The 24,985-nt window shown below is 71.1% G+C and carries 19 protein-coding genes; 14 read left to right on the top strand and 5 right to left on the bottom strand.

Features of this window, described 5'->3' with window-relative positions; all coding sequences use genetic code 11:
- The gene (locus tag KCH87_RS30495; protein ID WP_247197037.1) at positions 1 to 4,071 is read right to left on the bottom strand and encodes a HAMP domain-containing protein; all 4,071 of its coding nucleotides are present in this window, start codon (positions 4,069 to 4,071) and stop codon (positions 1 to 3) included.
- A gap of 180 nt (positions 4,072 to 4,251) precedes the next feature.
- Here KCH87_RS30495 and KCH87_RS30490 point away from each other — a divergent pair, with 180 nt between their 5' ends.
- Positions 4,252 to 6,138, top strand: coding sequence for a SpoIIE family protein phosphatase (locus KCH87_RS30490; RefSeq protein WP_210589636.1), 1,887 nt, complete (start codon positions 4,252 to 4,254; stop codon positions 6,136 to 6,138).
- Between the two features lie 27 nt (positions 6,139 to 6,165).
- Positions 6,166 to 7,398 (top strand): radical SAM family heme chaperone HemW, encoded by a 1,233-nt coding sequence (hemW, locus tag KCH87_RS30485; RefSeq protein ID WP_210589633.1) that lies wholly within the window; start codon positions 6,166 to 6,168, stop codon positions 7,396 to 7,398.
- Between the two features lie 25 nt (positions 7,399 to 7,423).
- On the opposite strand, the gene KCH87_RS30480 is transcribed toward hemW, so the two are convergent.
- Positions 7,424 to 8,236: a DUF3097 domain-containing protein gene (locus KCH87_RS30480; protein WP_210589630.1), complete on the bottom strand. Its 813-nt coding sequence runs from the start codon at positions 8,234 to 8,236 to the stop codon at positions 7,424 to 7,426.
- 34 nt (positions 8,237 to 8,270) lie between these two features.
- A complete protein-coding gene (locus KCH87_RS30475; protein WP_210589627.1) occupies positions 8,271 to 8,996 on the bottom strand; it encodes an MBL fold metallo-hydrolase in 726 nt (241 codons plus the stop codon).
- Between the two features lie 162 nt (positions 8,997 to 9,158).
- On the opposite strand from KCH87_RS30475, the gene hrcA reads away from it, so the two are divergent.
- The 10 genes from hrcA to KCH87_RS30425 all read left to right on the top strand — a co-directional run bounded on the left by hrcA (position 9,159) and on the right by KCH87_RS30425 (position 20,035).
- Positions 9,159 to 10,175 (top strand): heat-inducible transcriptional repressor HrcA, encoded by a 1,017-nt coding sequence (gene hrcA / locus KCH87_RS30470; protein ID WP_210589625.1) that lies wholly within the window; start codon positions 9,159 to 9,161, stop codon positions 10,173 to 10,175.
- Positions 10,176 to 11,315, top strand: coding sequence for a molecular chaperone DnaJ (gene dnaJ, locus KCH87_RS30465; RefSeq protein ID WP_210589622.1), 1,140 nt, complete (start codon positions 10,176 to 10,178; stop codon positions 11,313 to 11,315).
- A gap of 121 nt (positions 11,316 to 11,436) precedes the next feature.
- Positions 11,437 to 12,525: a nitronate monooxygenase gene (locus KCH87_RS30460; RefSeq protein ID WP_210589620.1), complete on the top strand. Its 1,089-nt coding sequence runs from the start codon at positions 11,437 to 11,439 to the stop codon at positions 12,523 to 12,525.
- Positions 12,522 to 13,259, top strand: a complete 738-nt coding sequence (locus KCH87_RS30455; protein ID WP_210589617.1) for a 16S rRNA (uracil(1498)-N(3))-methyltransferase — start codon at positions 12,522 to 12,524, stop codon at positions 13,257 to 13,259. The genes KCH87_RS30460 and KCH87_RS30455 overlap by 4 nt, the downstream gene beginning before the upstream one ends.
- Before the next feature lie 17 nt (positions 13,260 to 13,276).
- Entirely contained in the window at positions 13,277 to 13,669 is a 393-nt protein-coding gene (locus KCH87_RS30450) for a VOC family protein (RefSeq protein WP_210589614.1), read from the top strand.
- Between the two features lie 216 nt (positions 13,670 to 13,885).
- Positions 13,886 to 14,395: a hypothetical protein gene (locus KCH87_RS30445; protein WP_247197036.1), complete on the top strand. Its 510-nt coding sequence runs from the start codon at positions 13,886 to 13,888 to the stop codon at positions 14,393 to 14,395.
- Positions 14,396 to 14,440: 45 nt separating this feature from the next.
- Entirely contained in the window at positions 14,441 to 17,638 is a 3,198-nt protein-coding gene (locus tag KCH87_RS30440; protein ID WP_210589609.1) for a S41 family peptidase, read from the top strand.
- A gap of 118 nt (positions 17,639 to 17,756) precedes the next feature.
- On the top strand, positions 17,757 to 18,110 hold the full coding sequence (locus KCH87_RS30435) for a histidine triad nucleotide-binding protein (RefSeq protein WP_210589606.1): 354 nt from the start codon (positions 17,757 to 17,759) through the stop codon (positions 18,108 to 18,110).
- Positions 18,111 to 18,116: 6 nt separating this feature from the next.
- Positions 18,117 to 19,022, top strand: a complete 906-nt coding sequence (locus KCH87_RS30430; RefSeq protein WP_210589602.1) for a ribonuclease Z — start codon at positions 18,117 to 18,119, stop codon at positions 19,020 to 19,022.
- Between the two features lie 20 nt (positions 19,023 to 19,042).
- Entirely contained in the window at positions 19,043 to 20,035 is a 993-nt protein-coding gene (locus KCH87_RS30425; RefSeq protein WP_210589599.1) for an adenosine deaminase, read from the top strand.
- 105 nt (positions 20,036 to 20,140) lie between these two features.
- Here KCH87_RS30425 and KCH87_RS30420 read toward each other — a convergent pair whose 3' ends face one another.
- A complete protein-coding gene (locus KCH87_RS30420) occupies positions 20,141 to 21,370 on the bottom strand; it encodes an MFS transporter (RefSeq protein WP_210589596.1) in 1,230 nt (409 codons plus the stop codon).
- A gap of 215 nt (positions 21,371 to 21,585) precedes the next feature.
- On the bottom strand, positions 21,586 to 22,368 hold the full coding sequence (locus KCH87_RS30415; RefSeq protein ID WP_210589593.1) for an IclR family transcriptional regulator: 783 nt from the start codon (positions 22,366 to 22,368) through the stop codon (positions 21,586 to 21,588).
- Between the two features lie 114 nt (positions 22,369 to 22,482).
- On the opposite strand from KCH87_RS30415, the gene KCH87_RS30410 reads away from it, so the two are divergent.
- Together KCH87_RS30410 and KCH87_RS30405 are read left to right on the top strand one after the other, a co-directional pair.
- A complete protein-coding gene (locus tag KCH87_RS30410; protein WP_210589591.1) occupies positions 22,483 to 23,466 on the top strand; it encodes a 5-dehydro-4-deoxyglucarate dehydratase in 984 nt (327 codons plus the stop codon).
- Complete coding sequence (locus KCH87_RS30405) at positions 23,463 to 24,752, top strand: glucarate dehydratase family protein (RefSeq protein ID WP_210589589.1); 1,290 nt, start codon at positions 23,463 to 23,465, stop codon at positions 24,750 to 24,752. Before KCH87_RS30410 ends, KCH87_RS30405 begins: the two co-directional genes overlap by 4 nt.
- The last annotated feature ends 233 nt before the right edge of the window (positions 24,753 to 24,985 follow it).

Raw genomic sequence — 24,985 nt, 5'->3', positions numbered from 1 at the left:
TCACTCGGTAGTCGGCGGAACCGCGGCCTCCCCTGCCGTGTACGGTTCCGGTACTGCTGTCTCCGTATCGCCCTCGGTCTGCCGGACGCTCACGCCCTCCGGATCAAGGAGGGCGCAGACGACGGTCAGCAACTGATCGACGTCGACGGGCTTGGGGACGTAGTCGTTGGCGCCCCCCGCGATGGACTTCTCGCGGTCTCCCGGCATCGCCTTCGCGGTCAGCGCGACGATGGGCAGGCCCGTCCAGCGGGGGGTGCGGCGGATGGCGGAGATGGTTTCGTAGCCGTCCATCTCCGGCATCATGATGTCCATCAGGACGAGTTCGACGTCCGGGTTGCGCTCCAGGGTCTCGATGCCCTCGCGGCCGTTCTCCGCGTACAGCACGGGCATTCCGACGCGGCCCAGCACATGGGTGAGCGCGAAGACGTTGCGGATGTCGTCATCGACGATCAACACCCGCCGCCCGGGCAGCACTTGACCCGCCCGGCCGGACTTCCACTCCTCCAGCTTGGTGGGTGTGGGCCAGTTGTCGACGGGCTCGTGCGTGGTGTACGGCTCGGCCGACAGCTGCTCCGGCATCGGCAGCGGACGGCTCTCGGGGACCGGTCCGGTCGCCGAGTGGCCGGGGCTGACGACAGGGACGTACAACGTGAAGGTGGACCCCTTGCCGGGCTCGCTCTCGGCGACGATACGGCCGCCCAGCAGGCCGGCGATCTCCCGGCTGATCGACAGCCCCAGTCCCGTGCCGCCGTATTTGCGGTTGGTGGTGCCGTCGGCCTGCTGGAACGCCTCGAAGATCACCGGGAGTTTCTCCGGCGCGATACCGATGCCGGTGTCCGAGACACCGAAGGCGATCACCTCGTCGGTGTCGCGGACGTACTGGTGCTCGGGGTCCTTGACCCGGCTGACGCGCAGTTCGACGCGGCCGGTCGCGGTGAACTTGATCGCGTTGGAGAGCAGATTGCGCAGGATCTGCTGGAGCCGCTGCTCGTCCGAGTACATCTCGTGGGGCACGTCGTCGCCGACCGCCACCTCGAAGGACAGCCCGCGGTCGAGGGTGAGCGGGCGGAAGGTGGCGTGGACGTAGTCGAGCAGCTTGATCAGCGGCAGTTTCTTCGGGCGTACGTCCATCCGGCCCGCCTCGATCTTCGACAGGTCGAGGATGTCGTTGATCAGTTGCAGGAGGTCCGATCCGGAGCGGTGGATCGTCGTCGCGAACTGGACCTCCTGGTCGGAGAGATGGCCGTCCGGGTTGTCCGATAGCAGCCGGGCGAGGATCAGCAGGGAGTTCAGCGGGGTGCGCAGTTCGTGCGACATGTTCGCCAGGAACTCGGACTTGTACTGGGACGAGGTGGCCAACAGGGCCGCTTTCTCCTCCAGTTCGGCGTTCGAGCGCTGCAACTCCGCCTGCTGCATCTGGAGTTCGTCCGAGCGCTCCTGGAGCTGCATGGCGAGGCGCTGGGACTCGCCGAGCAGGGACTCGGTGCGGGAGTTGGCGATGATGGTGTTGATGGCGACGCCGATGGTGTTCACGAACTGGTCGAAGAACGCGAGGTGGACGTCGGAGAAGCGGGAGAAGGACGCCAGCTCGATCACGCCGAGGAGCTTGTCCTCGAAGGGGATCGGGATGATGACCACGCTGCTCGGGGCGGCCTCGCCGAGCCCGCTGTTGATCTTGATGTAGTCCGGCGGGGCCTCCTCCACCAGGATCCGCTTCCGCTCGCGGGCCGCCTGGCGGACCAGCCCGTGCACCGGCATGCCGCCCGTGTCGACGGTCGCGCCCTGGGCCGAGCCGTAGCCGGCGATGAACGCGAGTCCCTTCGCGGGCACGGTGGTGCGCAGGGTCGCGCTGTCCTCCTCCGGGTCGGCCAGGAAGAACGCGCCGTACTGGGCGTTCACCAGCGGGGTCAGCTCGCGCAGGATCAGGTCGGCGACCTCCATCAGGTCCCGGTGTCCCTGCATCAGGGCGGCGAGGCGGGCCAGGTTGGACTCCAGCCAGTCCTTCGCGCGGGTCGTCTCGCGGAGGTTGGCCACCATCAGGTTGATGTTGTCCTTGAGCTCGGCGACCTCGCCCTGGGTCTCCACGGTGATCGAGCGGGACATGTCGCCCTGGGCCACGGCGGAGGCCACTTCGGCGATGGCGCGGACCTGGGTGGTGAGGTTCGACGCGAGTTCGTTCACGTTCGTCGTCAGGCGCTTCCAGGTGCCGTAGACGCCCTCCACCCGGGCCTGGCCGCCGAGTTGGCCCTCGCTGCCCACCTCGCGGGCCACCCGTGTGACCTCGGAGGAGAAGGAGGACAGGGTGTCGACCATCGTGTTGATGGCGGTCTTCAGCTCCAGGATCTCGCCGCGTGCGTCCACGTCGATCTTCTTGGAGAGGTCGCCGTTGGCCACGGCGGTGGTCACCTGGGCGATGTTCCGCACCTGCGAAGTCAGGTTGTCGGCCATGTAGTTGACGTTGTCCGTCAGGTCCCGCCAGACGCCGGAGACGCCCAGCACCTGGGCACGTCCGCCGAGCCGGCCGTCGGTGCCGACCTCGCGGGCGACGCGGGTGACCTCGTCGGCGAAGGCGCGCAGCTGCTCCACCATCGTGTTGACGGTGTCCTTCAGTTCGAGGATCTCGCCGCGCGCGTCGACGGTGATCTTCTTGGAGAGATCGCCGTTGGCGACGGCGGTGGTCACCTGGGCGATGTTGCGGACCTGTGAAGTCAGGTTCAACGCCATGAAGTTGACGTTGTCGGTGAGGTCTTTCCAGACGCCGGACACGCCGCGGACCTGCGCCTGGCCGCCGAGGTTTCCTTCGGTGCCGACCTCGCGGGCCACGCGGGTGACTTCGTCGGCGAAGGCGGAGAGCTGGTCGACCATCGTGTTGATCGTGGACTTCAGCTCCAGGATCTCGCCCTTCGCCTCGACCGTGATCTTCTTGCCGAGGTCGCCCTGGGCGACGGCCGTCGACACCAGGGCGATGTTCCGCACCTGGGACGTCAGGTTGTCGGCCATGAAGTTGACGTTGTCGGTGAGGTCTTTCCAGACGCCGGACACGCCGCGGACCTGGGCCCGGCCGCCGAGGTTTCCTTCGGTGCCGACCTCGCGGGCCACGCGGGTGACTTCGTCGGCGAAGGCGGAGAGCTGGTCCACCATCGTGTTGATGGTCGACTTCAGCTCCAGGATCTCGCCCTGGGCGTCCACCGTGATCTTCTGGCTCAGGTCGCCGTTGGCCACGGCGGTGGTGACCTGGGCGATGTTGCGGACCTGTGAAGTCAGGTTCGACGCCATGAAGTTGACGTTGTCGGTGAGGTCTTTCCAGACGCCGGACACGCCCCGCACCTGCGCCCGCCCGCCCAACTGCCCCTCGGTGCCGACCTCGCGGGCCACGCGGGTCACCTCGTCCGCGAAGGCCGACAGCTGGTCGACCATCGTGTTCACGGTGAGCTTCAGCTCCAGCAGCTCACCGGTCGCCTCGACCGTGACCGTGCGGGTCAGGTCGCCGCGGGCCACGGCCGTGGTCACCAGGGCGATGTCACGCACCTGGGCGGTCAGCCGGGACGCCATGGTGTTGACCGCCTCGGTGACATCCCGCCAACTGCCCGACAGACCGGTCACCTTGGCCCGTCCGCCGAGCCGCCCCTCGGTGCCGACCTCCCGGGCGACGCGGGTCACCTCGCCGGTGAACAGGGAGAGTTGGTCGACCATCTTGTTCACGGCCCGGCCGAGCCGTCGTAGATCACCGCGCAACTGCCGGTTGCCGTCGTGCAGATCGACCCGCTGGGTGAGGTCGCCGCCGGCCACCGCGTCCAGCACGCGCGTGGCGTTCGCGGCCGGGGCCACCAGGGCGTCCAGCAGCTGGTTCACTTCGTCGACCCGGGACGTCCAGGCGCCCTGGCCGGGGCTTGCCGAGAGGCGTTCGTCGAGTCTGCCGTGCCGGACCAGCTCGCGTCGTACGCGCTGCACTTCCGTGTTGAAGTGATTGCTGCGGTCCATGATCTGGTTGAAGACGGTGGCGAGTTCGGCCACCAGCCCATGGCCGGATTCCGGCACCTTGGAGAAGTCCCCGTCCCGGGCGGCGGTCATCGCGGCTAGCAGCGGGCGCAAATCCGATGCTCGAATCTGTTCGTCTTCGAGCACTCGTGTAGCACTGTTCTCACTCATGGCGGCCCACTTCGGTAACTCGGCGCTTATGGGCGTGGCCAGTCTGTCACTCTGTCCGCATCGATCGAGGTGTATTCGTCCGAACTGCTCGGGGAGCTGGACATGGGGGCCATTCCGATGCAACGGGAGACAGACCCCCGTGCCTCTGATGCACAAGGGCCGGGGAGCCCGCACCCGCGCGCGGAGGTGAGTACGACCCTCTGCGGAAGCCCCCTCGCGCCCGGCTCCGCCCGCGCACTTCTGCGTGCCGCACTTGCAGAGTGGACCGAACTGGGCCTGCCCGGCACCGAACACCTCACCGTGCGGCTCGCCGACGACGCCGTCGTGGTCGTCAGTGAACTCGTCACCAACGCCGTCGTGCACGCCGGCACCGACGTCGGGCTGGTGTGCCGGCTGGAAGCGGCGACCGGTGACCTGGTCGTCGAGATCTCCGACCACCATCCCTCGCGCGCCCCGCGCGACAGTGACGGCGAACCGTCGTACGAGACACCGGAGTTCGGCCGTGGCCTGCGCCTCGTCGCCGCGCTCTCGGAGGACTGGGGCGTCACCTACCGCCGGGGCGCCAAGACGGTGTGGGCGCGACTGCCCGCCGAGCCGCCCGGGGCGTACGACGGGGAGTGCAGCCTCCACGTCGCCGACTTCCTGGCCCCCGAACCGCTACAGGCCGAGCGGGACCGGGACTGGCTCAACCGTGGCGCCCTGTCCTTTCTCGCCGAGGCCTCCGACCTGCTCGCCGGACAGCTCGACGAGGACCTGGTCGCCGCGCTCACCGGACAGCTGATCGTGCCGCGCCTCGCCGAGTGGTGCGCGGTGTGGCTGGAGGACGAGGTGACGGGGCGCGGAGGCTGGTCCGACGGGGTCTCCGGAACCGGGCCACGGCTCGCCCGGGTCTGGCACAGCAGCGAGAACCGCATCGAGGACCTGCGCCGGGCCCTGGAGAAGGACCCGCCGCGTGCCCCCGACCCCATCCGCTCCGGTCCCGTCTCCTACCCCTGGCCCGGCGACGCGCTCGGTCCGCGCGCGGAGCGCGGCTCGGCGCTGGCGTACCGGCTGATCGCGGGCGGCCGGCCGCTCGGCACGCTCGTCATCGGACGGTCCGGGATGATCCGCTTCCCCGACGAGATCACCGGGCTCGTCGAGGACCTCGGCCGCCGGGTGGCGCTCGCGATCGGCGCCGCCCGCCAGTACGCCCGCCAGGCCACCATCAGCGCCGTACTCCAGCGCGGACTGCTGCCCGGCGCCGTCGCCGAGATCCCCGGCGTGCACAGCGCACTCGTCTACGAACCCTGCGACAAGGGCGGACCCAGCGGCGACTTCTACGACCTCTTCCCGGCCGGCGACGGCCGCTGGTGCTTCGCGGTCGGCGATGTGCAGGGCAAGGGCCCCGAGGCCGCCGTCGTGATCGGCCTGGCCCGGCCGTGGTTGCGGCTGCTGGCCCGCGAGGGCTATGGCGTCGCCGATGTCCTCGACCGCCTCAACCAGCTCCTCCTCGACGACGCCACCGAGGCCGCGGACGCGGCGGCCCGCGTGCTGGTGGCGGCGGGCGGCCGGCCGATCGGCCCCGGCGACGGCCCGCAGACCCGCTTCCTCTCCCTGTTGTACGGCGAACTGGCCCCCTTCGACGGCGGCGTACGCTGCACGCTCGCGTCCGCGGGCCATCCGCTGCCGCTGCTGCTCGGCCCGGACGGTTCCGTCCGTCCGACCGCCCGCCCGCAGACCCTCCTCGGCGTCGTCGAGGACGAGACATACCGCTGCGAGACCTTCGAGCTGCGCCCGGGCGACACCCTGCTCTGTGTGACCGACGGAGTGACGGAGCGGCGCTCCGGCTCACGGCAGTTCGACGACGGCGACGGGCTGGCGGAGGCGCTGGCGGGGTGCGTGGGGCTCAGCGCCGAACTGATCGCGGAGCGGATCCGGAGGATGGTGCACGAGTTCGGGGGAGGACCGCCGGAGGACGACCTGGCGCTGCTGGTGCTCCAGGCCGAGTAGCGGCGCCGGTGCTGGACAATGGAAGGCATGCCTTCCGCACTTCCCGACGGCGAGCCCGTCCCCGACGACGGCGCGCTGCCCGCCCCCGCGCTCGCCGGCGCCGCCGACCGCCCCCTCGGGTTCTACCTGCACGTCCCGTACTGCGCCACACGCTGCGGCTACTGCGACTTCAACACGTACACGGCGACCGAGCTGCGCGGCACGGGCGGCGTCCTCGCCTCCCGCGACAACTACGCCGACACCCTGATCGACGAGGTCCGGCTGGCGAGGAAGGTGCTGGGCAACGATCCGCGCCCCGTCCGGACGGTCTTCGTCGGAGGCGGTACGCCGACACTGCTGGCCGCGGACGATCTCGTACGCATGCTGGGCGCGATCCGGGACGAGTTCGGCCTGGCGCCCGACGCCGAGATCACGACGGAGGCGAACCCGGAGTCGGTGGACCCCGCGTATCTGGCCACGCTCCGCCGGGGCGGTTTCAACCGGATCTCCTTCGGCATGCAGAGCGCGAAGCAGCACGTGCTGCGGGTGCTGGACCGTACGCACACTCCGGGACGTCCTGAGGCGTGCGTGGCGGAGGCCCGGGCGGCGGGTTTCGGCCACGTCAACCTGGACCTGATCTACGGCACCCCGGGGGAGTCGGACGACGACTGGCGGGCCTCGCTGGAGGCGGCGATCGGCGCGGGACCGGACCACGTCTCGGCGTACGCACTGATCGTCGAGGAGGGCACGCAGCTGGCTCGGCGCATCCGCCGGGGCGAGGTTCCGATGACCGACGACGACGTCCACGCGGACCGGTACCTGATCGCGGAGTCGGTGCTGTCGGGGGCCGGCTTCGAGTGGTACGAGGTGTCGAACTGGGCGACGTCGGATGCGGGGCGCTGCCTGCACAACGAGCTGTACTGGCGGGGCGCCGACTGGTGGGGGGCCGGGCCGGGGGCGCACTCGCACGTGGGCGGGGTGCGGTGGTGGAACGTCAAGCATCCGGGGGCTTATGCGGGGGCGCTGGCCGCCGGTCGCTCGCCCGGGGCGGGGCGGGAGATCCTGACGGACGAGGACCGTCGGGTGGAGCGGGTTCTGCTGGAGCTGCGGCTGCGGGAGGGCGTGCCGCTGTCGCTGCTGCGGGAGGAGGGGCTGGCGGCCGCTCGGCGGGCGCTCGCGGAAGGGCTGCTTCAGGAACGACCGTATGACGAGGGGCGTGCCGTGCTGACGCTTCGGGGACGGTTGCTGGCGGACGCGGTGGTCAGGGATTTGGTGGACTGATCACCACGACGGGTGAATCGGTGCGTCAGGCCCCACCGCTGCCCGTGACGAAGTCGATCAGCTCCTCCACCCTCCCCAGCAGCTCCGGCTCAAGGTCCCGGTAGGACCCCACTCGCCCGAGAATCCCCTGCCAGGCCGCACCGGTGTTTTCCGGCCATCCCAGTGCCCGGCACACCCCCGTCTTCCAGTCCTGCCCGTGCGGGATCCGCGGCCAGCCCGCGATCCCCAGCGAGGACGGCTTCACGGCCTCCCAGACGTCGATGTACGGGTGGCCGACGACCAGGGCGTGTTCGCTCGTCACCGCCTGTGCGATGCGCCACTCCTTCGTGCCCGGCACCAAGTGGTCCACCAGCACGCCCAGCCGGGCATCCGGGCCCGGTGCGAATTCGGCCACGATGGACGGCAGGTCGTCGATGCCCTCCAGGTACTCCACGACGACGCCCTCGATGCGCAGGTCGTCGCCCCAGACCTTCTCGACGAGTTCCGCGTCGTGCCGGCCCTCGACGTAGATGCGCCCGGCGCGGGCGACACGCGCGCGTGCGCCGGGGACGGCGACCGAGCCGGAGGCCGTACGGGTGGGACGTACCGGAGCCGAAGCGGAAGGCCGTACGAGCGTCACCACCTTGCCCTCCAGCAGAAACCCCCGCGGCTCCAGCGGAAACACCCGGTGCTTGCCGAAGCGGTCCTCCAACGTCACCGTGCCCGCCTCGCAGCGGATCACCGCGCCGCAGAAACCGGTGCCGGGCTCCTCGACCACCAGACCGGGATCGGCCGGGACCTCGGGGACAGGTTTGGGCTTCTTCCACGGTGGGGTCAGGTCCCGAGAGTACTGGCGCATTCGGATGACGATAGGAGAAGCCGGCGGGGAGCGGTTACGACACGCCGAATTGCCTTGCCAGCGCGTTCCGCTGTGCTCGTACGAACGCCGCGTCCACCACCGCTCCGTGACCGGGCACGTACAGCGCGTCCTCGCCGCCGAGATCCAGCAGGCGGTCCAGGGCCGCGGGCCAGTGCGTCGGTACGGCGTCGGGGCCCGCCTGCGGCTCGCCGGACTCCTCGACCAGATCGCCGCAGAAGACGACCTCGGGGTCGCCGGGGACGAGGACTGCGAGGTCGTGGGCGGTGTGGCCGGGGCCGACGTTGGCGAGGAGGACCTGACGGCCGCCGCCCAGGTCGAGGGTCCACTCGCCGGAGACGTGATGGCGGGGCGGCGCGAGGGCCTCCACCGCCTCGTCCGCCGGTCCGGCGTCCAGACCGTGGCGCACCGCGTCCGCGCGCAGCTCCTCGCGGCCGGCGTGCGTGTACACCGTGTCGATGCCCACAGCGGCGTACAGCTCCGCGCCCGCGAACGCCGCCGCCCCGAAGACATGGTCGAAGTGCGGATGCGTGAGCGCGAGGTGGGTCACACGGTGCCCGGCGAGCTCCTGCGCCCCGGCACGCACGCGTGCACCCTCCGCCAGGCTCGACCCGGCGTCGATCACCAGGGCCGCGCCCGCCCCGACGACCAGCCCCGCCGTGCAGTCCCACACGGGCAGCCGGCACCGCCCCACCCCGGCCGCCAGCGGCTCCCACCCCAGCTCTTCCCAAGTCACCTTCATAGGGCGACGCTAGCGGGGACCCTGAGTCGCAGCACGACGTCGCAGGACCGGCCTTGCCCGGGGCGTACCCCACGGCCGTACACTGGGCCGGGGAACTCTGGCACTCGGAAGTGAAGAGTGCCAGGCGAAGCGCCGAGAGGACGACTTCTGGAGGTGTGCGCAGTGCTGAGTGAACGCAGGCTTCAGGTGCTGCGCGCGATCGTCCAGGACTATGTCGGCACGGAGGAGCCGGTCGGCTCCAAGGCGCTCACCGAGCGGCACAACCTCGGTGTCTCCCCGGCGACCGTGCGCAACGACATGGCCGCCCTGGAGGACGAGGGGTTCATCGCCCAGCCGCACACCAGCGCCGGGCGCATTCCGACGGACAAGGGCTACCGCCTCTTCGTCGACAAGCTGGCCGGCGTCAAGCCGATGAGCGCGCCCGAGCGGCGTGCCATTCACCACTTCCTCGACGGCGCCGTCGATCTCGACGACGTGGTGGCCCGGACCGTGCGGCTGCTGGCGCAGCTGACGCGGCAGGTCGCCATCGTGCAGTACCCGTCGCTCACCCGCTCCACCGTGCGGCACGTGGAACTGCTCTCGCTCGCTCCCGCGCGCGTGATGCTCGTGCTGATCACGGACACCGGGCGGGTCGAGCAGCGGATGGTCGACTGTCCGGCGCCGTTCGGGGAGGCCTCTCTGGCCGATCTACGCGCGCGGCTCAACAGCCGGGTCGCGGGACGGCGGTTCTCCGATGTCCCGCTGTTGGTCGAGGACCTGCCCGAGGGCTTCGACGTAGAGGACCGCGGTACGGTCTCGACGGTGCTCTCCACCCTCCTGGAGACCCTCGTCGAGGAGAACGAAGAGCGGCTGATGATCGGCGGCACCGCCAATCTGACCCGCTTCGGGCATGACTTTCCCCTCACGATCCGGCCGGTGCTCGAAGCGCTGGAGGAGCAGGTCGTGCTCCTCAAGTTGCTTGGTGAGGCCGGGGATTCGGGCATGACCGTACGCATCGGTCATGAGAACGCCTATGAGGGACTCAACTCCACGTCCGTCGTGTCGGTCGGCTACGGTTCGGGCGGCGAGGCAGTCGCCAAGCTCGGCGTGGTCGGACCGACCCGCATGGATTACCCGGGAACGATGGGAGCGGTACGCGCAGTGGCACGGTACGTCGGACAGATCCTGGCGGAGTCGTAAGTGGCCACGGACTACTACGCCGTTCTCGGCGTGCGCCGCGACGCGTCGCAGGAAGAGATCAAGAAGGCCTTCCGGCGGCTCGCACGCGAGCTGCACCCGGACGTCAATCCGGATCCGAAGACCCAAGAGCGGTTCAAGGAGATCAACGCCGCCTACGAGGTGCTGTCGGACCCGCAGAAGAAGCAGGTCTACGACCTCGGCGGCGACCCGCTCTCGCAGGCCGGCGGCGCCGGTGGCGCGGGCGGCTTCGGCGCGGGCGGCTTCGGGAACTTCTCGGACATCATGGACGCGTTCTTCGGTACGGCGTCGCAGCGGGGCCCGCGGTCCCGTACGCGGCGCGGCCAGGACGCGATGATCCGGCTGGACATCGAGCTCGACGAGGCTGCCTTCGGCACGACGAAGGACATCCAGGTCGACACGGCGATCGTCTGCAACACCTGCAACGGCGAGGGCGCGGCACCGGGCACCACCGCCCAGACGTGTGACATGTGCCGTGGCCGCGGTGAGGTGTCGCAGGTCACCCGGTCCTTCCTGGGCCAGGTCATGACGTCCCGCCCCTGCCCCCAGTGCCAGGGCTTCGGCACCGTCGTCCCGACCCCGTGCCCGGAGTGCGCGGGCGACGGGCGGGTACGGTCCCGTCGCACCCTGACGGTCAAGATCCCGGCCGGTGTCGACAACGGCACCCGCATCCAGCTCGCGGGCGAGGGCGAGGTCGGCCCGGGCGGCGGCCCCGCCGGTGACCTGTACGTCGAGATCCACGAGCTGCCGCACTCGACCTTCCAGCGGCGCGGGGACGACCTGCACTGCACGGTCACCATCCCGATGACCGCGGCGTCCCTCGGCACGAAGGTGCCGCTGGAGACCCTGGACGGCATGGAGGAGGTCGACATCCGGCCCGGCACCCAGTCCGGCCAGTCGATCCCGAAGCACGGCCGGGGCGTCACGCACCTGCGCGGCGGCGGACGCGGTGACCTCATCGTCCACGTCGAGGTCACCACCCCGTCCAAGCTGGACCCGGAACAGGAACGCCTCCTCCGAGAACTGGCCAAGCTGCGCGGCGAGGAACGGCCCACGGGGCAGTTCCAGCCGGGGCAGCAAGGGTTGTTCTCGCGGCTGAAGGATGCCTTCAACGGGCGCTGACGTCGTGTCTCGGCGGCCGTTGAGATCGCCTTCGGCGGTCGCCGTACCTCGTATGCCGATGGCCTATGCCAAGGGGAAGGCCGGATTCGGACTTGTTCGGAGGACGTGACAACATGCCGTCATGTCCTCCGCACTGACCGATCTCTTCCCTCATCCGATCGTGCAGGCCCCCATGGCGGGCGGAGTATCCGTCCCGCATCTCGCGGCCGCCGTGTCCGAGGCCGGCGGGCTCGGGTTCCTGGCCGCCGGGTACAAGACCGCCGACGGCTTGTACCAGGAGATCAAGCAGCTGCGGAGCCTGACGAGCCGGCCCTTCGGCGTGAATCTGTTCATGCCGCAGCCGGAGTACGCGGACCCCGCCGCCGTCGACGTCTACGCCCACCAGCTGGCCGGCGAGGCCGCCTGGTACGAGACGGAGCTCGGCGACCCCGAGAGCGGCCGCGACGACGGCTACGACGCCAAGCTCGCCGTCCTGCTCGACAACCCGGTGCCGCTGGTCTCCTTCCACTTCGGCGTGCCCAGCCGGGACGTCCTGGACTCCCTGCGCCGCGTCGGCACCTTCACGCTGGTCACCGCGACCACCGCCGAGGAGGCCCTCGCCGTGCAGCGGGCCGGCGCCGACGGGGTGGTCGTGCAGGGCGTCGAGGCGGGCGGCCATCAGGGCACCCACCGGGACGTCCAGGAGATGGACGGCAGTGGCATCGGCCTTCTGTCGCTGATCGCGCAGGTCCGGGAGACCGTGTCGCTGCCGCTCGTCGCCGCCGGCGGCCTGATGCGCGGCAGCCAGATCGCCGCCGCCCTCGCCGCGGGCGCCGGCGCGGCCCAGCTCGGCACGGCGTTCCTCGCCACGCCCGAGTCCGGCGCCAACGCCGTGCACAAGCGGGCGCTGACCAACCCCCTGTTCGTCCGTACGGAGTTGACGCGGGCGTTCTCCGGACGCCCGGCCCGCGGTCTGGTCAACCGCTTCATGCGCGAGCACGGCCCGTACGCGCCCGCCGCCTACCCGGAGATCCACCACCTCACCTCGCCGCTGCGCAAGGCGGCCGCCAAGGCGGGCGACGCGCAGGGCATGGCGCTGTGGGCGGGACAGGGCCACCGGATGGCCCGCGAACTGCCCGCCGGACAGCTGGTGGAGGTGCTGGCCGCCGAGGTCCATGCCGCGAAGACAGCGTTGTCGGCCTTTCCCCCCACCGGAGGCGGTCCACGATGACCGCCCCCGTCTTCGTCGTCGACCAACTCAAGGGAGTCGGGACCGAGTTCGTGCTCGACGGCCCCGAAGGGCGGCACGCCGTCTCCGTGAAGCGGCTGCGGTCCGGGGAGGCCGTCGTCCTCACGGACGGCGCCGGGCGCTGGGCCGAGTGCGAGGTGGTCGCCGCCGAGGGCAAGGACCGGCTCGTCGTCCGCCCGCACGGCGTGCGCGAGGAGCCGGAGGAGACCCCCCGCATCACGGTCGTCCAGGCACTCCCCAAGGGCGACCGCGGTGAACTCGCCGTCGAGACCATGACCGAGGTCGGCGTGGACGCGATCGTCCCGTGGGCGGCCTCCCGCTGCATCACGCAGTGGAAGGGCGAGCGTGGCCTGAAGGCGCTGGCCAAGTGGCGGGCCACGGCACGCGAGGCCGGCAAGCAGTCCCGCCGGGTGCGCTTCCCGGAGGTCGCGGACGCGGCAACCTCCAAGCAGGTCGCGGCACTTCTGGCGAAGGCCGACTTCGCCGCCGTACTGCATGAAAGCGGTACGGAGCCGCTGGCCGGTGTCGAACTCCCCGCCGAGGGTGAGATCGTGTTGGTCGTCGGGCCCGAAGGGGGCGTCGCTCCCGAGGAGTTGGCGCTGTTCGAGGAGGCCGGTGCGCAGGCGTACCGGCTCGGGCCCAGTGTGCTGCGTACGTCCACCGCCGGGACCGCGGCGGCGGCCCTGCTCCTCGGCCGAACCGGCCGGTGGTCCTGAACACCCGGGAGTGGGTCATGGAACTCGCCCAAGTACGACTGCTCGTCACCGACTTCGCCACCTGCTACCGCTTCTACGCCGACGTCCTCGGCCTCAAGCCCCAGTCGGGGGCGACCGAGGGCCCGTACGAGAAGTTCAGTCCCGCCATCGGCTCCGCGGGGATCGCGCTCCAGGACCGGGCGATGATGGCCGAGGTCCTCGGCGAGCTGGGTGACACCGCCACGGGCCACCGCTCCCTGGTCGTCCTGCGCGTCGACGACCTGGACACCTACTGCGACCGCATCACCACCCGCGGCGCCACGCTGCTCCATGGGCCGGCCCATACCACCTCCCGCATGCGCGTGGCCCACCTGAAGGACCCGGAGGGCAACCTTGTGGAACTCCAGGAGTGGCTGCTGCTACGCACGTGAGCGCTCCGCCGTGGAGGGATATGCGGTGATGCAGCCGCGGCCCGGTGGGGGCTGGTCGCGCAGTTCCCCGCGCCCCTTCGGGGCGCCTCAGTTGGGCGGCACTTGATTGTGACGTGAGAGGGCTCTGAGTGGCCGTATGCACTCTTCCGCGTCGGCCGGGACAGTGGGAGGCTGCCGTCCATGGGGGCATTGAGGCGGATTTGGGATCGCCCGCGTATGCAGCGGACGGCTGCCGTGGCGGGGGTCGTCGTGGTCGCCGTCGGTACCGCTGTCGCCTGTGATCCGGCCGGGCTGAGTTCCGTGACGGTGGCGTACACGACCGACCAGACCGTCACCAGGGAACTGGAACGGCAGCACGCGAACGTGAGCTGGCTCAGCTGCACGGCCACGTTCGACGACGGCAACAAGGCCGGCACGCCCGGAAGTTCGACCCCGACCGCGAACGCCGTCGCCACCGTCGACTGCCAGGGGCGCACCGATCAGGGCCAGGACATCACCGTCACCGGCAAGGTGACCCGCGCGGTCAACGGCAAGTGCGTACGCGGAGACCTCACCGCCAAGATCGACGGCAAGGAGTGGTTCCACGTCGAGGGGCTCGGTGACTGCGACGCGGCGAACACCCCGCCGGTCAACAACCCGCAGCAGCCCGGAGCCACGGTCACGGTCACCGAGACCAAGACCCTGTGGTGCAAGGAGCAACCGGACTGCTGGCCCGAGGGCAAGTGATCCAAAGCCCTGTCCAGTGGCGCCGCCCCTGCATAGGGTGATCGGGTGACAGAGCCTGGATCCGCCGCGTATCTCCGCTTTCCGCACCTGCACGGCGACCTGGTCGCCTTCACCGCCGAGGACGACGTCTGGCTCGCGCCCCTCGACGGCGGCCGGGCCTGGCGGGTCAGCGCCGACAACGTGCCGGTCACCCTGCCGCGTATCTCGCCCGACGGTACGACGGTGGCGTGGACCTCCACCCGCGACGGCGCCCCCGAGGTGCACATCGCCCCCGTCGACGGCGGTCCCGCCAAGCGCCTGACGCACTGGGGCAGTTCGCGCACCCAGGTGCGCGGCTGGACCCCCGACGGCCAGGTCCTCGCCATCACCACCCACGGCCAGGCCAACCTCCGCCGCAGCTGGGCCCACGCCGTCCCGCTCGACGGCGGACCGTCGACCGTCCTGCCGTACGGCTGGGTCGGCCACGTCGCCTACGGCCCGAGCGCTGTGCTGCTCTCCTCGCCCATGGGACGCGAGGCGGCGTGGTGGAAGCGGTACCGGGGCGGTACGGCGGGCAAGTTGTGGATCGACCGCGAGGGGGACGGGGAGTTCGTACGGCTGCATGAAGCCGTCGACGGCAACATCGAGTACCCGGTGTGGGCCGGGGAGCGGATCGCGTTTCTCTCCGACCACGAGGGTGTCGGGGCGCTGTACTCCTCCCTCGCCGACGGTTCGGATCTACGGCGGCACACTCCGGCCGAGGGCTTCTACGCCCGGCACGCCTCCGGCGACGGCACCCGCGTCGTCTACTCCTGTGCCGGTGAACTCCGGGTCCTGGACGACCTCGACGGTGCCGAGCCGCGCAGGCTCGACATCCGGCTGGGCGGGCAGCGCACCGACCGGCAGCCCTACCCGGTGAACGCCGCCCGCTGGTTCGGGTCGGCCTCTCCCGACCACACCGCGCGCGGCAGCGCGGTCGCCGTGCGCGGCGCCGTGCACTGGGTCACCCACCGCTCGGGCCCGGCCCGCGCGCTCGCCGCCGAACCCGGCGTACGGGCCCGGCTGCCGCGCACGTTCCGCGCGGACGGCGAGGAGTGGGTGGTGTGGGTGACGGACGCCGAGGGCGACGACGCCCTGGAGTTCGCCCCGGCCACCGGACTCGCGCCGGGCGCGACCCCGCGCCGGCTCGCCGCCGGGCAGCTCGGCCGCGTCCTCGCCCTCGCGATGGCACCCGACGGCAGCCGGGCCGCCGTCGCCTCGCACGACGGACGCGTCCTGCTCGTCGAACGCGAGACGGGCGAGGTGCGCGAGGTCGACCGCAGCGAGGACGGCGACGCCTCCGGCCTGGTCTTCTCGCCGGACTCGGGGTGGCTGGCCTGGTCGCACCCCGGCCCGCGCCCACTGCGCCACCTCAAGCTCGCCAACACCACCGACCTGTCGGTCACCGAGGCGACCCCGCTGCGCTTCCAGGACTACGCGCCCGCCTTCACCCTCGACGGCAAGCACCTCGCCTTCCTGTCGACACGCTCGTTCGACCCGGTCTACGACGAGCACGTCTTCGACCTGGCCTTCGTGGTCGGCGCCCGCCCGCACCTGATCACGCTGGCCGCGACGACCCCGTCCCCCTTCGGCCCGCAGCGGCACGGCCGCCCCTTCGACGCGCCGGACAAGGACGAGACCCCGGACAGCGAGGGCGCCCCGACCACCCGCGTCGACCTGGAGGGCCTCGCCGACCGGATCGTGCCGTTCCCGGTCGAGGCGGCCCGCTACTCCGGCCTGCGCGCCGCGAAGGACGGCGTGCTGTGGCTGCGCCACCCCGTGCGCGGGGCGCTGGGCGCCACCCGGGCCAACCCGGACGACCCCGACCCCAAGTCCGAGCTGGAGCGGTACGACCTCGTCCAGCGGCGTGTGGAGCATCTCGCGGACGACGCCGACCACTTCAGGGTCAGCGGCGACGGCAAGCGGGTCCTGCTGTGGACCGACGGCAAGCTGAAGGTCGTCCCCAGCGACCGGCGCGCCGGGAACGACGACGACAGCGACACGAACATCACCGTCGACCTCGGCCGGGTACGTCAGACCGTCGACCCGGGAGCCGAGTGGCGGCAGATGTACGAGGAGAACGGCCGCATCATGCGGGACAACTTCTGGCGGCCCGACCTCAGCGGCGTCGACTGGACCGGCGTCCTCGACCGCTACCGACCCCTCCTCGACCGGGTCGCCACCCACGACGACCTGGTCGACCTGCTGTGGGAGGTGCACGGCGAGCTGGGCACCTCGCACGCGTACGTCATGCCGCGCGGCGGTCACGGCGGGGACCGGCAGGGGCTGCTCGGCGCCGACATCTCCCGTGGTCCGGAAGGCACTTGGCGCATCGACCGGATCCTGCCCTCGGAGACGTCCGACCCGCAGGCCCGCGCCCCGCTCGCCGCGCCCGGCGTGGCCGTGCGGGCAGGAGACGCCATCGTGGCGGTGAACGGCGTCCCGGTCGACCCGGTGACCGGACCCGGCCCCCTCCTCGTCGGTACGGCGGGCAAGCCGGTCGAGCTGACGGTGTCACCCGCCGGCGGCGGGGACCCCCGGCACGCCGTCGTCGTCCCCGTCGCCGACGAGGAGCCGCTCCGCTACCACGCCTGGGTCGCCGACCGGCGGGCCTACGTCCACGAACGCTCCGGCGGCCGGCTCGGCTACCTCCACGTGCCCGACATGCAGGCGCCCGGCTGGGCCCAGATCCACCGTGACCTCCGGGTGGAGGTCGCCCGGGAGGGGCTGGTCGTCGACGTCCGTGAGAACCGGGGCGGCCACACCTCCCAGCTGGTCGTCGAGAAGCTCGCCCGGCGCATCGTCGGCTGGGCGTCACCGCGCGGCATGCGGCCCTACAGCTATCCCGAGGACGCCCCGCGCGGCCCGGTCGTCGCCGTCGCCAACGAGTACTCCGGCTCCGACGGCGACATCGTCAACGCCGCGATCAAGGCGCTCGGCATCGGCCCGGTGGTGGGCACCCGCACCTGGGGCGGCGTCATCGGCATCGACAACCGCTACCGCCTCGTCGACGGCACGCTCGTCACCCAGCCCAAGTACGCGTTCTGGCTGGAGAATTACGGCTGGGGCGTCGAGAACCACGGGGTGGATCCGGACGTGGAGGTCGTACAGCGCCCGCAGGATTATGCGGCGGGGAGGGATGTCCAGCTGGACGAGGCGGTGAGGATCGCTTTGGAGGCGTTGGAGAACAGTCCCGCGAAAACGCCGCCGCCTTTGCCGACCTAGGGGCGCGGGGCTGTATCGATTTGCGGCTCCGCCGCGTGGGCGCGACAAGCCACGAAGCACCCGCAGCCGACGACGATACGATGCCAGCTGTACACGGCCCAACCTCGGAGGGAACCGAATGGCAGGGGAACCGCAGGACGATTGCCTGTTCTGCAAGATCGCCGAGGGGCACATCCCGGCGACGATCGTCCGAGAGACGGAGACAACGGTCGCGTTTCGGGACATCAACCCCCAGGCGCCCACCCACGTCCTGGTGATCCCGAGGGCGCACTACCCGAACGCCGCCGAGCTGGCCGCCGCGGAACCCGCGATCGCCGCCGACCTCCTGCGCGAAGCGCAGTCCGTCGCCGACGAGGACAAGCTGGAGAGCTACCGCGTCATCTTCAACACCGGCACCGGCGCCGGCCAGACCGTCTTCCACGCCCACGCCCATGTCCTCGGCGGCCGCGGCATGCAGTGGCCGCCCGGGTAAGTCGCCGTGTCCGTACGTGAATTGGTGGTCCTCGGGACGGCCAGCCAGGTCCCGACCCGGCACCGCAACCACAACGGCTATCTGCTGCGCTGGGACGCCGAGGGCATCCTGTTCGACCCCGGCGAGGGCACACAGCGCCAGATGCTGCGCGCCGGCGTCGCCGCACACGACCTGAACCGGATCTGTGTCACCCACTTCCACGGGGACCATTCGCTGGGCCTCGCCGGTGTCATCCAGCGCATCAACCTCGACCAGGTCCCGCACGAGATCACCGCCCACTACCCGAAGTCCGGACAGCGTTTCTTCGACCGGCTGCGGTACGCCACCGCCTACCGGGAGACGGTCCGGCTCACCCAGGCCCCCGTGGCCGCCGACGGCGTGCTCGCCGAGGCGCCCGCCTACACGCTGGAAGCCCGAAAGCTCTCCCACCCCGTCGAGTCCTACGGCTACCGCGTCGTCGAACCCGACGGCCGCCGCATGCTCCCCGACCGGCTCGCCGCGCACGGCATCAAGGGCCCGGACGTCGGCCGGATCCAGCGCGAGGGCGCCCTGGGCGGCGTCACGCTGGAGGACGTCAGTGAGGTCCGGCACGGACAGCGGTTCGCGTTCGTCATGGACACCCGGCTGTGCGAGGGGGCGTACGCCCTCGCCGAGGGCTGCGACCTGCTCGTCATCGAGTCCACGTTCCTCGACGAGGACGAGCAACTCGCCGTAGATCATGGTCATTTGACGGCCGGTCAGGCGGCGCGGGTGGCGAAGGAGAGTGGCGTACGGCATCTCGTGCTCACCCACTTCAGCCAGCGGTACACCGACCCCGAGGAGTTCGAGCGGCAGGCGCGGGCGGCCGGGTTCGAGGGGGAGCTGACCGTGGCACACGATCTACTGAGAGTGCCGGTTCCGAAACGGCGGTAAACCGCCCGTACGATATTTCGATGCCCCTCCCCAAAGCAGAACTGCACCTCCATATCGAAGGCACGCTCGAGCCCGAGCTGGCCTTCGAGCTCGCCGCGCGCAACGGCGTCAAGCTTCGGTACGCCGACACCGAAGAGCTGCGCAAGGCGTATCTCTTCGATGATCTCCAGTCGTTCCTGAACCTGTACTACGAGCTCATGGCCGTCCTGCGGACGGAACAGGACTTCGAGGACCTCGCCGACGCCTACCTCGCCCGCGCCGCCGCGCAGGGTGTGCGGCATGCGGAGATCTTCTTCGACCCGCAGGCCCATATCGCCCGGGGGGTGGCGATGGGGACGGTCGTCGAGGGGCTGTCCCGCGCACTCGGCCGCAGCGAGGAGGCGCACGGGGTCTCCACGCAGCTGATCATGTGCTTCCTGCGCGACCAGCCCGCCGAGTCGGCCATGGCGACCCTTCAGGCGGCCAGGCCGTATCTCGACCGGATCGTCGGCATCGGACTCGACTCCGCCGAGGTCGGGCATCCGCCGGTGAAGTTCCGCGAGGTGTACGAGGCGGCGGCGGAGATGGGGCTGCGGCGCGTCGCGCACGCGGGGGAGGAGGGGCCGCCGTCGTACATCGTCGAGGCCCTGGATGTGCTGGGAGTCGAGCGGATCGACCACGGGCTTCGGTGCATGGAGGACGAGGGACTCGTCGAGAGGCTGGTGCGGGATCGCGTGCCGCTGACTCTGTGCCCTCTGTCGAATGTCCGGCTGCGCACCGTCGATGTCCTCGCCGACCACCCCCTCCCTGCGATGCTCGACGCCGGGCTGCTGTGCACGGTCAACTCCGACGATCCTGCCTACTTCGGTGGCTATGCGGGCGACAACTTCGACGCGGTGCGTTCGGCGCTGGGGCTTGGTGAGGAACGGCTGCGGGAGCTGGCCCGCAACTCCTTCCTCGCGTCCTTCCTGGAGCACGATGAGGAGCGGCGGGCGGGGTATCTCGCGGAGGTCGAGGCGTATGAGTTCGGCTGAGAGCCGCTGAGTAGTCGCTTTGCTGCGGGCCGGTGGGGGCTGGTCGCGCAGTTCCCCGCGCCCCTGACGGGGCGCTGCACTGCACCGGCGTTTACCAGTCGGCGCTCAATCGGTACCCGATCGCCGGGGTCCTGCCGTGTCGTATGCCCTGCGCTGGGCGGGGACTCCGGGCAGTGTGTCCAGTGGGATCTCGACGATCTCCGTCACCTGCGAACGCCCGACGTGCAGCGCGACCGCCGTCATCGGGACCGCGATGACGAGGAGTCCGATCGCGAGCATCGCGCCCATGGCAGGGAAACCGGCCTGCGCGGACAGAACGCTCCCCGCCAGCGGGCCCGCTGCCGTGCCCAGTGAGGATGCGGAGCCGGCCAGGACTGCCCAGCGGCCGCGTGGGTCGAGGGAGGCGGCGAGGCCGATGAGGTAGGACAGGACGATCGGGTAGAGGGTGTTCCAGGCGATCTCGCCGGTCGCGAAGGTCGTCAGGTCGGTCGCGGACGCGCTGAGCACGATGCAGCCGGCGATGACGGCCGTGCCGGCGCCGATCGGCAGTGCGAGCCCGAGGCGGGGGCCCAGCGCGCTCGCGCCGACCACCCCGAGCAGTCCTGTGCCCAGGCCTACGGCGAACACCGCGCCGACGGTGACTTCGGTGAGGTGCGCCTGGATCAGGCCGATGCGGCCGCTGACGCCCCAGAGGGAGTTCTGGGCGAGGGACCAGCACAGCAGGGTGGCGGCGAGGACGAGGCCGGAGCGCCGGTGGGGGAGCGGGGTCTGCTCGGGCCCGGTCGTCGGTTCGGGGCCCGACCGGTCGGGGAGCCGAGTGGTCACGGGCCATACCGCCAGAGCTGTGAGCGCGATGGCGGCAAGCGGCTGACCGTGCCCGGCACCGAGATGCGGGACCGTCAGATACACGGCGCCCGCGAGCGCGGAGACGCAGAGCAGCCCGAGCGTGGTGACGCGGTGCGGGTCGGGCCGGCGGGCGATCCCGGTGGCGGCGACGGCGGTGACCGTACCCGACCCGAAACCACCGACGACCGCGCCCGCGACGACGGCCGGGACGGTGTGCGTGAGCGTGGCCCCGCCGTAGCCGACGGCGGCGAGGGCGAGGCCGAGGCGGGCGAGGGTGCGCGGGCCGATGCGGTCGACGCGGGAGGCGAGCAGGAAGCCCGCCGACGCCGAACTCAGCAGCAGCGCACTGCCGATGGCGCCCGCCTGGGTGGCGGAGAGGGCGAGTCCCGAGTCGAGCCTGCCGACGGTGGTCGGGAGGAGGTACGGGGCGAGGTACCCGGCCGTGAAAAGGGCAACGAGAGGCCAGGGCGTGGTGGTGCGGGCGAACACGGGCGTTCCCAGGGCATGCGAAAGCGACGGGACAAGAAGGGGGTTGGGCGCCATCCGTCGACGGACAGGAACGCGCGGGCAATTTGTATCAAGCACGCGGTTCGGGAGAGAAGTTCGGGGGGTGTGATCTGAGGCACGTCCTGTTTGGGGGTGACGATGCCGGGTAGACGAGGGCGTCGGTCAGCCCATTCCGGCCCGTCCGGCGTTTACGGACGCTAACGCCAGTGCACGGCCCCGCCGGCCGCAGGCGCCGTCGTTTCGATCTTCAGCCGGATCTCCCGCATCACCGCGACGATCTGCCCCTCGTGCTCCGGCGTCAGCCGGGCCACCGGCACCGAGCAGCTGATCGCGTCCTGGGCCGGAGAGTCGTACCGCAGCGCGAAACCGAAGCCGACGATCCCGGTCACGCCCTCCTCGCGGTCGATGGAGTAGCCGCGCGTGCGGACCTCCGCGAGGTCGGCCGCCAATGACTCCCGGCTCGTGTGCGTGTTGGGCGTGCTGGCCTCGTACGGCCCTTCCGGCAGCTCGGTGTCCGGGCGCTCGGCCAGCAGCGCCTTGCCGAGCGCGCCCACGTGCGCCGGCAGCCGCCGCCCGACCCGGCTGATCGTCCGCAGGTATTCGTGCGATTCGCGCGTCGCCAGATAGGCCACGTCCCGGCCGTCCAGCCGGCCCAGGTGGATCGTCTCGCCGAGCGCCTGGGACGCCTCGTCCAGATAGGGGCGTACGACCCTCACGCGCGGGTCGGAGTCGAGGTAGCTCGTGCCGGTGAGCAGGGCGCGGATGCCGATGCCGTAGAGAGAGCCGGTGACGTCCGTGCGGACCCAGCCGCGGGAGATCAGGGTCTTCAGGAGTGCGTACATGGAGCTGCGCGGCACCTCCAGCTCGTCCGCCAGCTCCTGGAGCCGGGCCGGGCGGTCGCCGCGCGCGGCCAGGACTTCCAGCAACTCGACCGTTCGCGCCGCGGACTTCACCTCGCGGACGCCCCCTGTCTCTGACATGGGCCGATCGTAATCCGCGGCGGTCGGGACCAGTGAGAACCATTGACGGTCCCTGTTCGCGTATCTAATCTCTGTCTTCATACGTGGATGACGTCTACATGGGGAGATGATGTGATGGGCGGCGCACCGGCCACGGAGGCCGTGACCCGGCGACTGCGGGACGGTATGGCGGGCGGTGTGCTGTCCTTCCCGCTGACTTCCTTCCACGACGACGGCTCCCTCGACCCCGACGGCTTCCGGGCCCATGTCGCCGACCGGCTGGCCACCGCTCCCGGTGCCGTCTTCCCCGCCTGCGGCACCGGCGAGTTCTTCTCGCTGGACGAGGACGAGTACCGGACGGTCGTGACCATCGCGGTCGAGGAGGCGGCGATGGGGGTCCCCCCGCGCGAGGGTGTTCGAGCGTGGGGGAGCGTGCCCGTCGTGGCCGGGACCGGATACGGCTGGGCGCAGGCCGCTCGCCTCGCGCGGATCGCCGAGGAGGCCGGCGCCGACGCCCTGCTCGTGCTGCCGCACTACCTCGTCGCCGCTCCGCAGGACGGGCTGGTCGCCCAGCTGGAGCAGCTCGCCGCCCGCACCCGGCTGCCGCTCATCGCCTACCAGCGGGGCCAGGTCGCCTTCGGGGTGGACGCGTTGAGGCAGATCACGGAGATCCCGGGCGTCATCGGTCTCAAGGACGGCCACAGCGACCTCGACCGGCTCCAGCGCCTCACGCTCGCCGCACCCGAGGGATTTCTGTTCTTCAACGGGGCCGCCACCGCCGAGATCCAGGCCCGCGCCTACGCCGCCGTCGGCGTCCCCGCCTACTCCTCCGCCGTCCACGCCTTCGCCCCCGAGATCGCGAACGCCTTCTTCGAGGCTCTGAAGGGCGGCGACGACGGCACCGTGGAGAAGCTGCTGCGCGACTTCTACGTCCCGCTCGTCGAACTCCGCGACCGCGTCCCCGGGTACGCCGTGTCGCTGGTGAAGGCGGCGGCACGGCTGCGCGGCCGTCCGGTGGGACCCGTCCGCGCCCCGCTCACCGACCCGTCGGCCGCCGATCTGGCCGGCCTCAGGACCCTGCTCGTCACCGGACTCGACCTCGTAGGAGCCGCCCTGTGAACCTCGCCATCACCGACGTACGGCTGACGCCGATCCTCGTCGCCGACCCGCCCCTGCTGAACACCCAGGGCGTCCACCAGCCGTACACGCCCCGGCTGATCGTGGAGGTCGTGACGGCCGACGGGATCACGGGAGTCGGCGAGACGTACGGCGACACGAAGTACCTGGAGCTGGCGCGCCCCTTCGCCGAGAAGCTGGTCGGCCGGCAGGTCTCCGATCTGAACGGCCTGTTCACGGTCGCCGACGAGGTCTCCGTCGACCGGTCACGGGTCTCTGGCCAGGTCGACGTCGGCGGGCTGCGCGGCGTCCAGACCGCCGACAAGCTGCGGCTGTCCGTCGTCTCCGGCTTCGAGGTGGCCTGCCTGGACGCGCTCGGCAAGGCGCTCGGGCTGCCCGTGCACGCGCTGCTCGGCGGCAAGGTGCGGGATGCCGTCGAGTACAGCGCGTACCTCTTCTACAAGTGGGCCGACCACCCCGAGGGCGTCGCGGCCGAGAAGGACGACTGGGGTGCCGCCGTCGACCCGGCCGGGGTCGTCGAGCAGGCGCGGAAGTTCAAGGAGCGGTACGGCTTCACGTCCTTCAAGCTCAAGGGCGGTGTCTTCCCGCCCGACGAGGAGATCGCCGCCGTACGCGCCCTCGCGGAGGCCTTCCCCGGGCACCCGTTGCGCCTCGACCCCAACGGCGCCTGGTCCGTGGAGACTTCGCTGAAGGTGGCGAAGGAGCTGGGGGATGTCCTCGAATACCTTGAGGACCCGGCGCTCGGAACGCCCGCCATGGCCGAGGTCTCCGCGGCGACCGACGTGCCGCTCGCCACCAACATGTGTGTGACGACGTTCGCCGAGATCAAGGAGGCGTTCGCGAAGGACGCCGTGCAGGTCGTCCTCTCCGACCATCACTACTGGGGCGGGCTGCGGAACACACAGCAACTGGCCGCCATCTGCCGCACGTTCGGCGTCGGGGTGTCCATGCACTCCAACACCCACCTGGGCATCTCCCTGACCGCGATGACCCATGTCGCGTCCACCGTCCCCGATCTCCACCACGCCTGCGACTCCCACTACCCCTGGCAGTCGGAGGACGTGCTCACCGAGCGGCTGGTGTTCGAGGACGGCAGCGTCGCCGTCCCGGACGCGCCCGGCCTGGGTGTCGAACTCGACCGGGACAAGCTGCGGTTCCTCCACCAGAGGTGGCTCGACGACGACGGTTCGCTGCGCGAGCGCGACGACGCGGCGGCGATGCGGGTCGCCGAGCCGGGGTGGGTGACGCCGACAGTGCCTCGTTGGTAGCGCTGATCGATGTCGGGCGCGGGGCCAGGCGTTACCCGGCTGGCGGACGCGATGACCGGATCCGTACACGGCCGGCGAAGGCTTCCACGGCCACGGCACCCGAGGTGACGCCCGGCGCGGCCCGGACCGCACACCCCGGACCTGCGGTGGGCTGATACGGGGGACGGCCGCCGGTGAGCGGCGGCGCGTTGTCAGTGGTGTGAGGCAGACTGGCCTGATCCGCACCATGTCAG

The organism is Streptomyces sp. GESEQ-35 (assembly GCF_017948485.1).
In the GTDB taxonomy this organism is placed as follows: domain Bacteria; phylum Actinomycetota; class Actinomycetes; order Streptomycetales; family Streptomycetaceae; genus Streptomyces.
The sequence above is the reverse complement of the archived record's forward strand: the minus strand, read 5'-3'. Positions and strand labels throughout refer to the sequence as shown.

Bases quoted from the DNA above. Each gene is read 5' to 3' on its own strand.
- KCH87_RS30410 (WP_210589591.1), top strand. From the start codon at position 22,483: ATGGGCGGCGCACCGGCCACGGAGGCCGTGACCCGGCGACTGCGGGAC.
- KCH87_RS30450 (WP_210589614.1), top strand. From the start codon at position 13,277: ATGGAACTCGCCCAAGTACGACTGCTCGTCACCGACTTCGCCACCTGC.
- hemW (WP_210589633.1), top strand. From the start codon at position 6,166: ATGCCTTCCGCACTTCCCGACGGCGAGCCCGTCCCCGACGACGGCGCG.
- KCH87_RS30460 (WP_210589620.1), top strand. From the start codon at position 11,437: ATGTCCTCCGCACTGACCGATCTCTTCCCTCATCCGATCGTGCAGGCC.
- KCH87_RS30425 (WP_210589599.1), top strand. From the start codon at position 19,043: ATGCCCCTCCCCAAAGCAGAACTGCACCTCCATATCGAAGGCACGCTC.
- KCH87_RS30495 (WP_247197037.1), bottom strand. From the start codon at position 4,071: ATGACCGCCGCCCGGGACGGGGACTTCTCCAAGGTGCCGGAATCCGGC.
- KCH87_RS30490 (WP_210589636.1), top strand. From the start codon at position 4,252: ATGGGGGCCATTCCGATGCAACGGGAGACAGACCCCCGTGCCTCTGAT.
- KCH87_RS30475 (WP_210589627.1), bottom strand. From the start codon at position 8,996: ATGAAGGTGACTTGGGAAGAGCTGGGGTGGGAGCCGCTGGCGGCCGGG.
- KCH87_RS30435 (WP_210589606.1), top strand. From the start codon at position 17,757: ATGGCAGGGGAACCGCAGGACGATTGCCTGTTCTGCAAGATCGCCGAG.
- KCH87_RS30415 (WP_210589593.1), bottom strand. From the start codon at position 22,368: ATGTCAGAGACAGGGGGCGTCCGCGAGGTGAAGTCCGCGGCGCGAACG.
- KCH87_RS30455 (WP_210589617.1), top strand. From the start codon at position 12,522: ATGACCGCCCCCGTCTTCGTCGTCGACCAACTCAAGGGAGTCGGGACC.
- KCH87_RS30480 (WP_210589630.1), bottom strand. From the start codon at position 8,236: ATGCGCCAGTACTCTCGGGACCTGACCCCACCGTGGAAGAAGCCCAAA.
- KCH87_RS30445 (WP_247197036.1), top strand. From the start codon at position 13,886: ATGCAGCGGACGGCTGCCGTGGCGGGGGTCGTCGTGGTCGCCGTCGGT.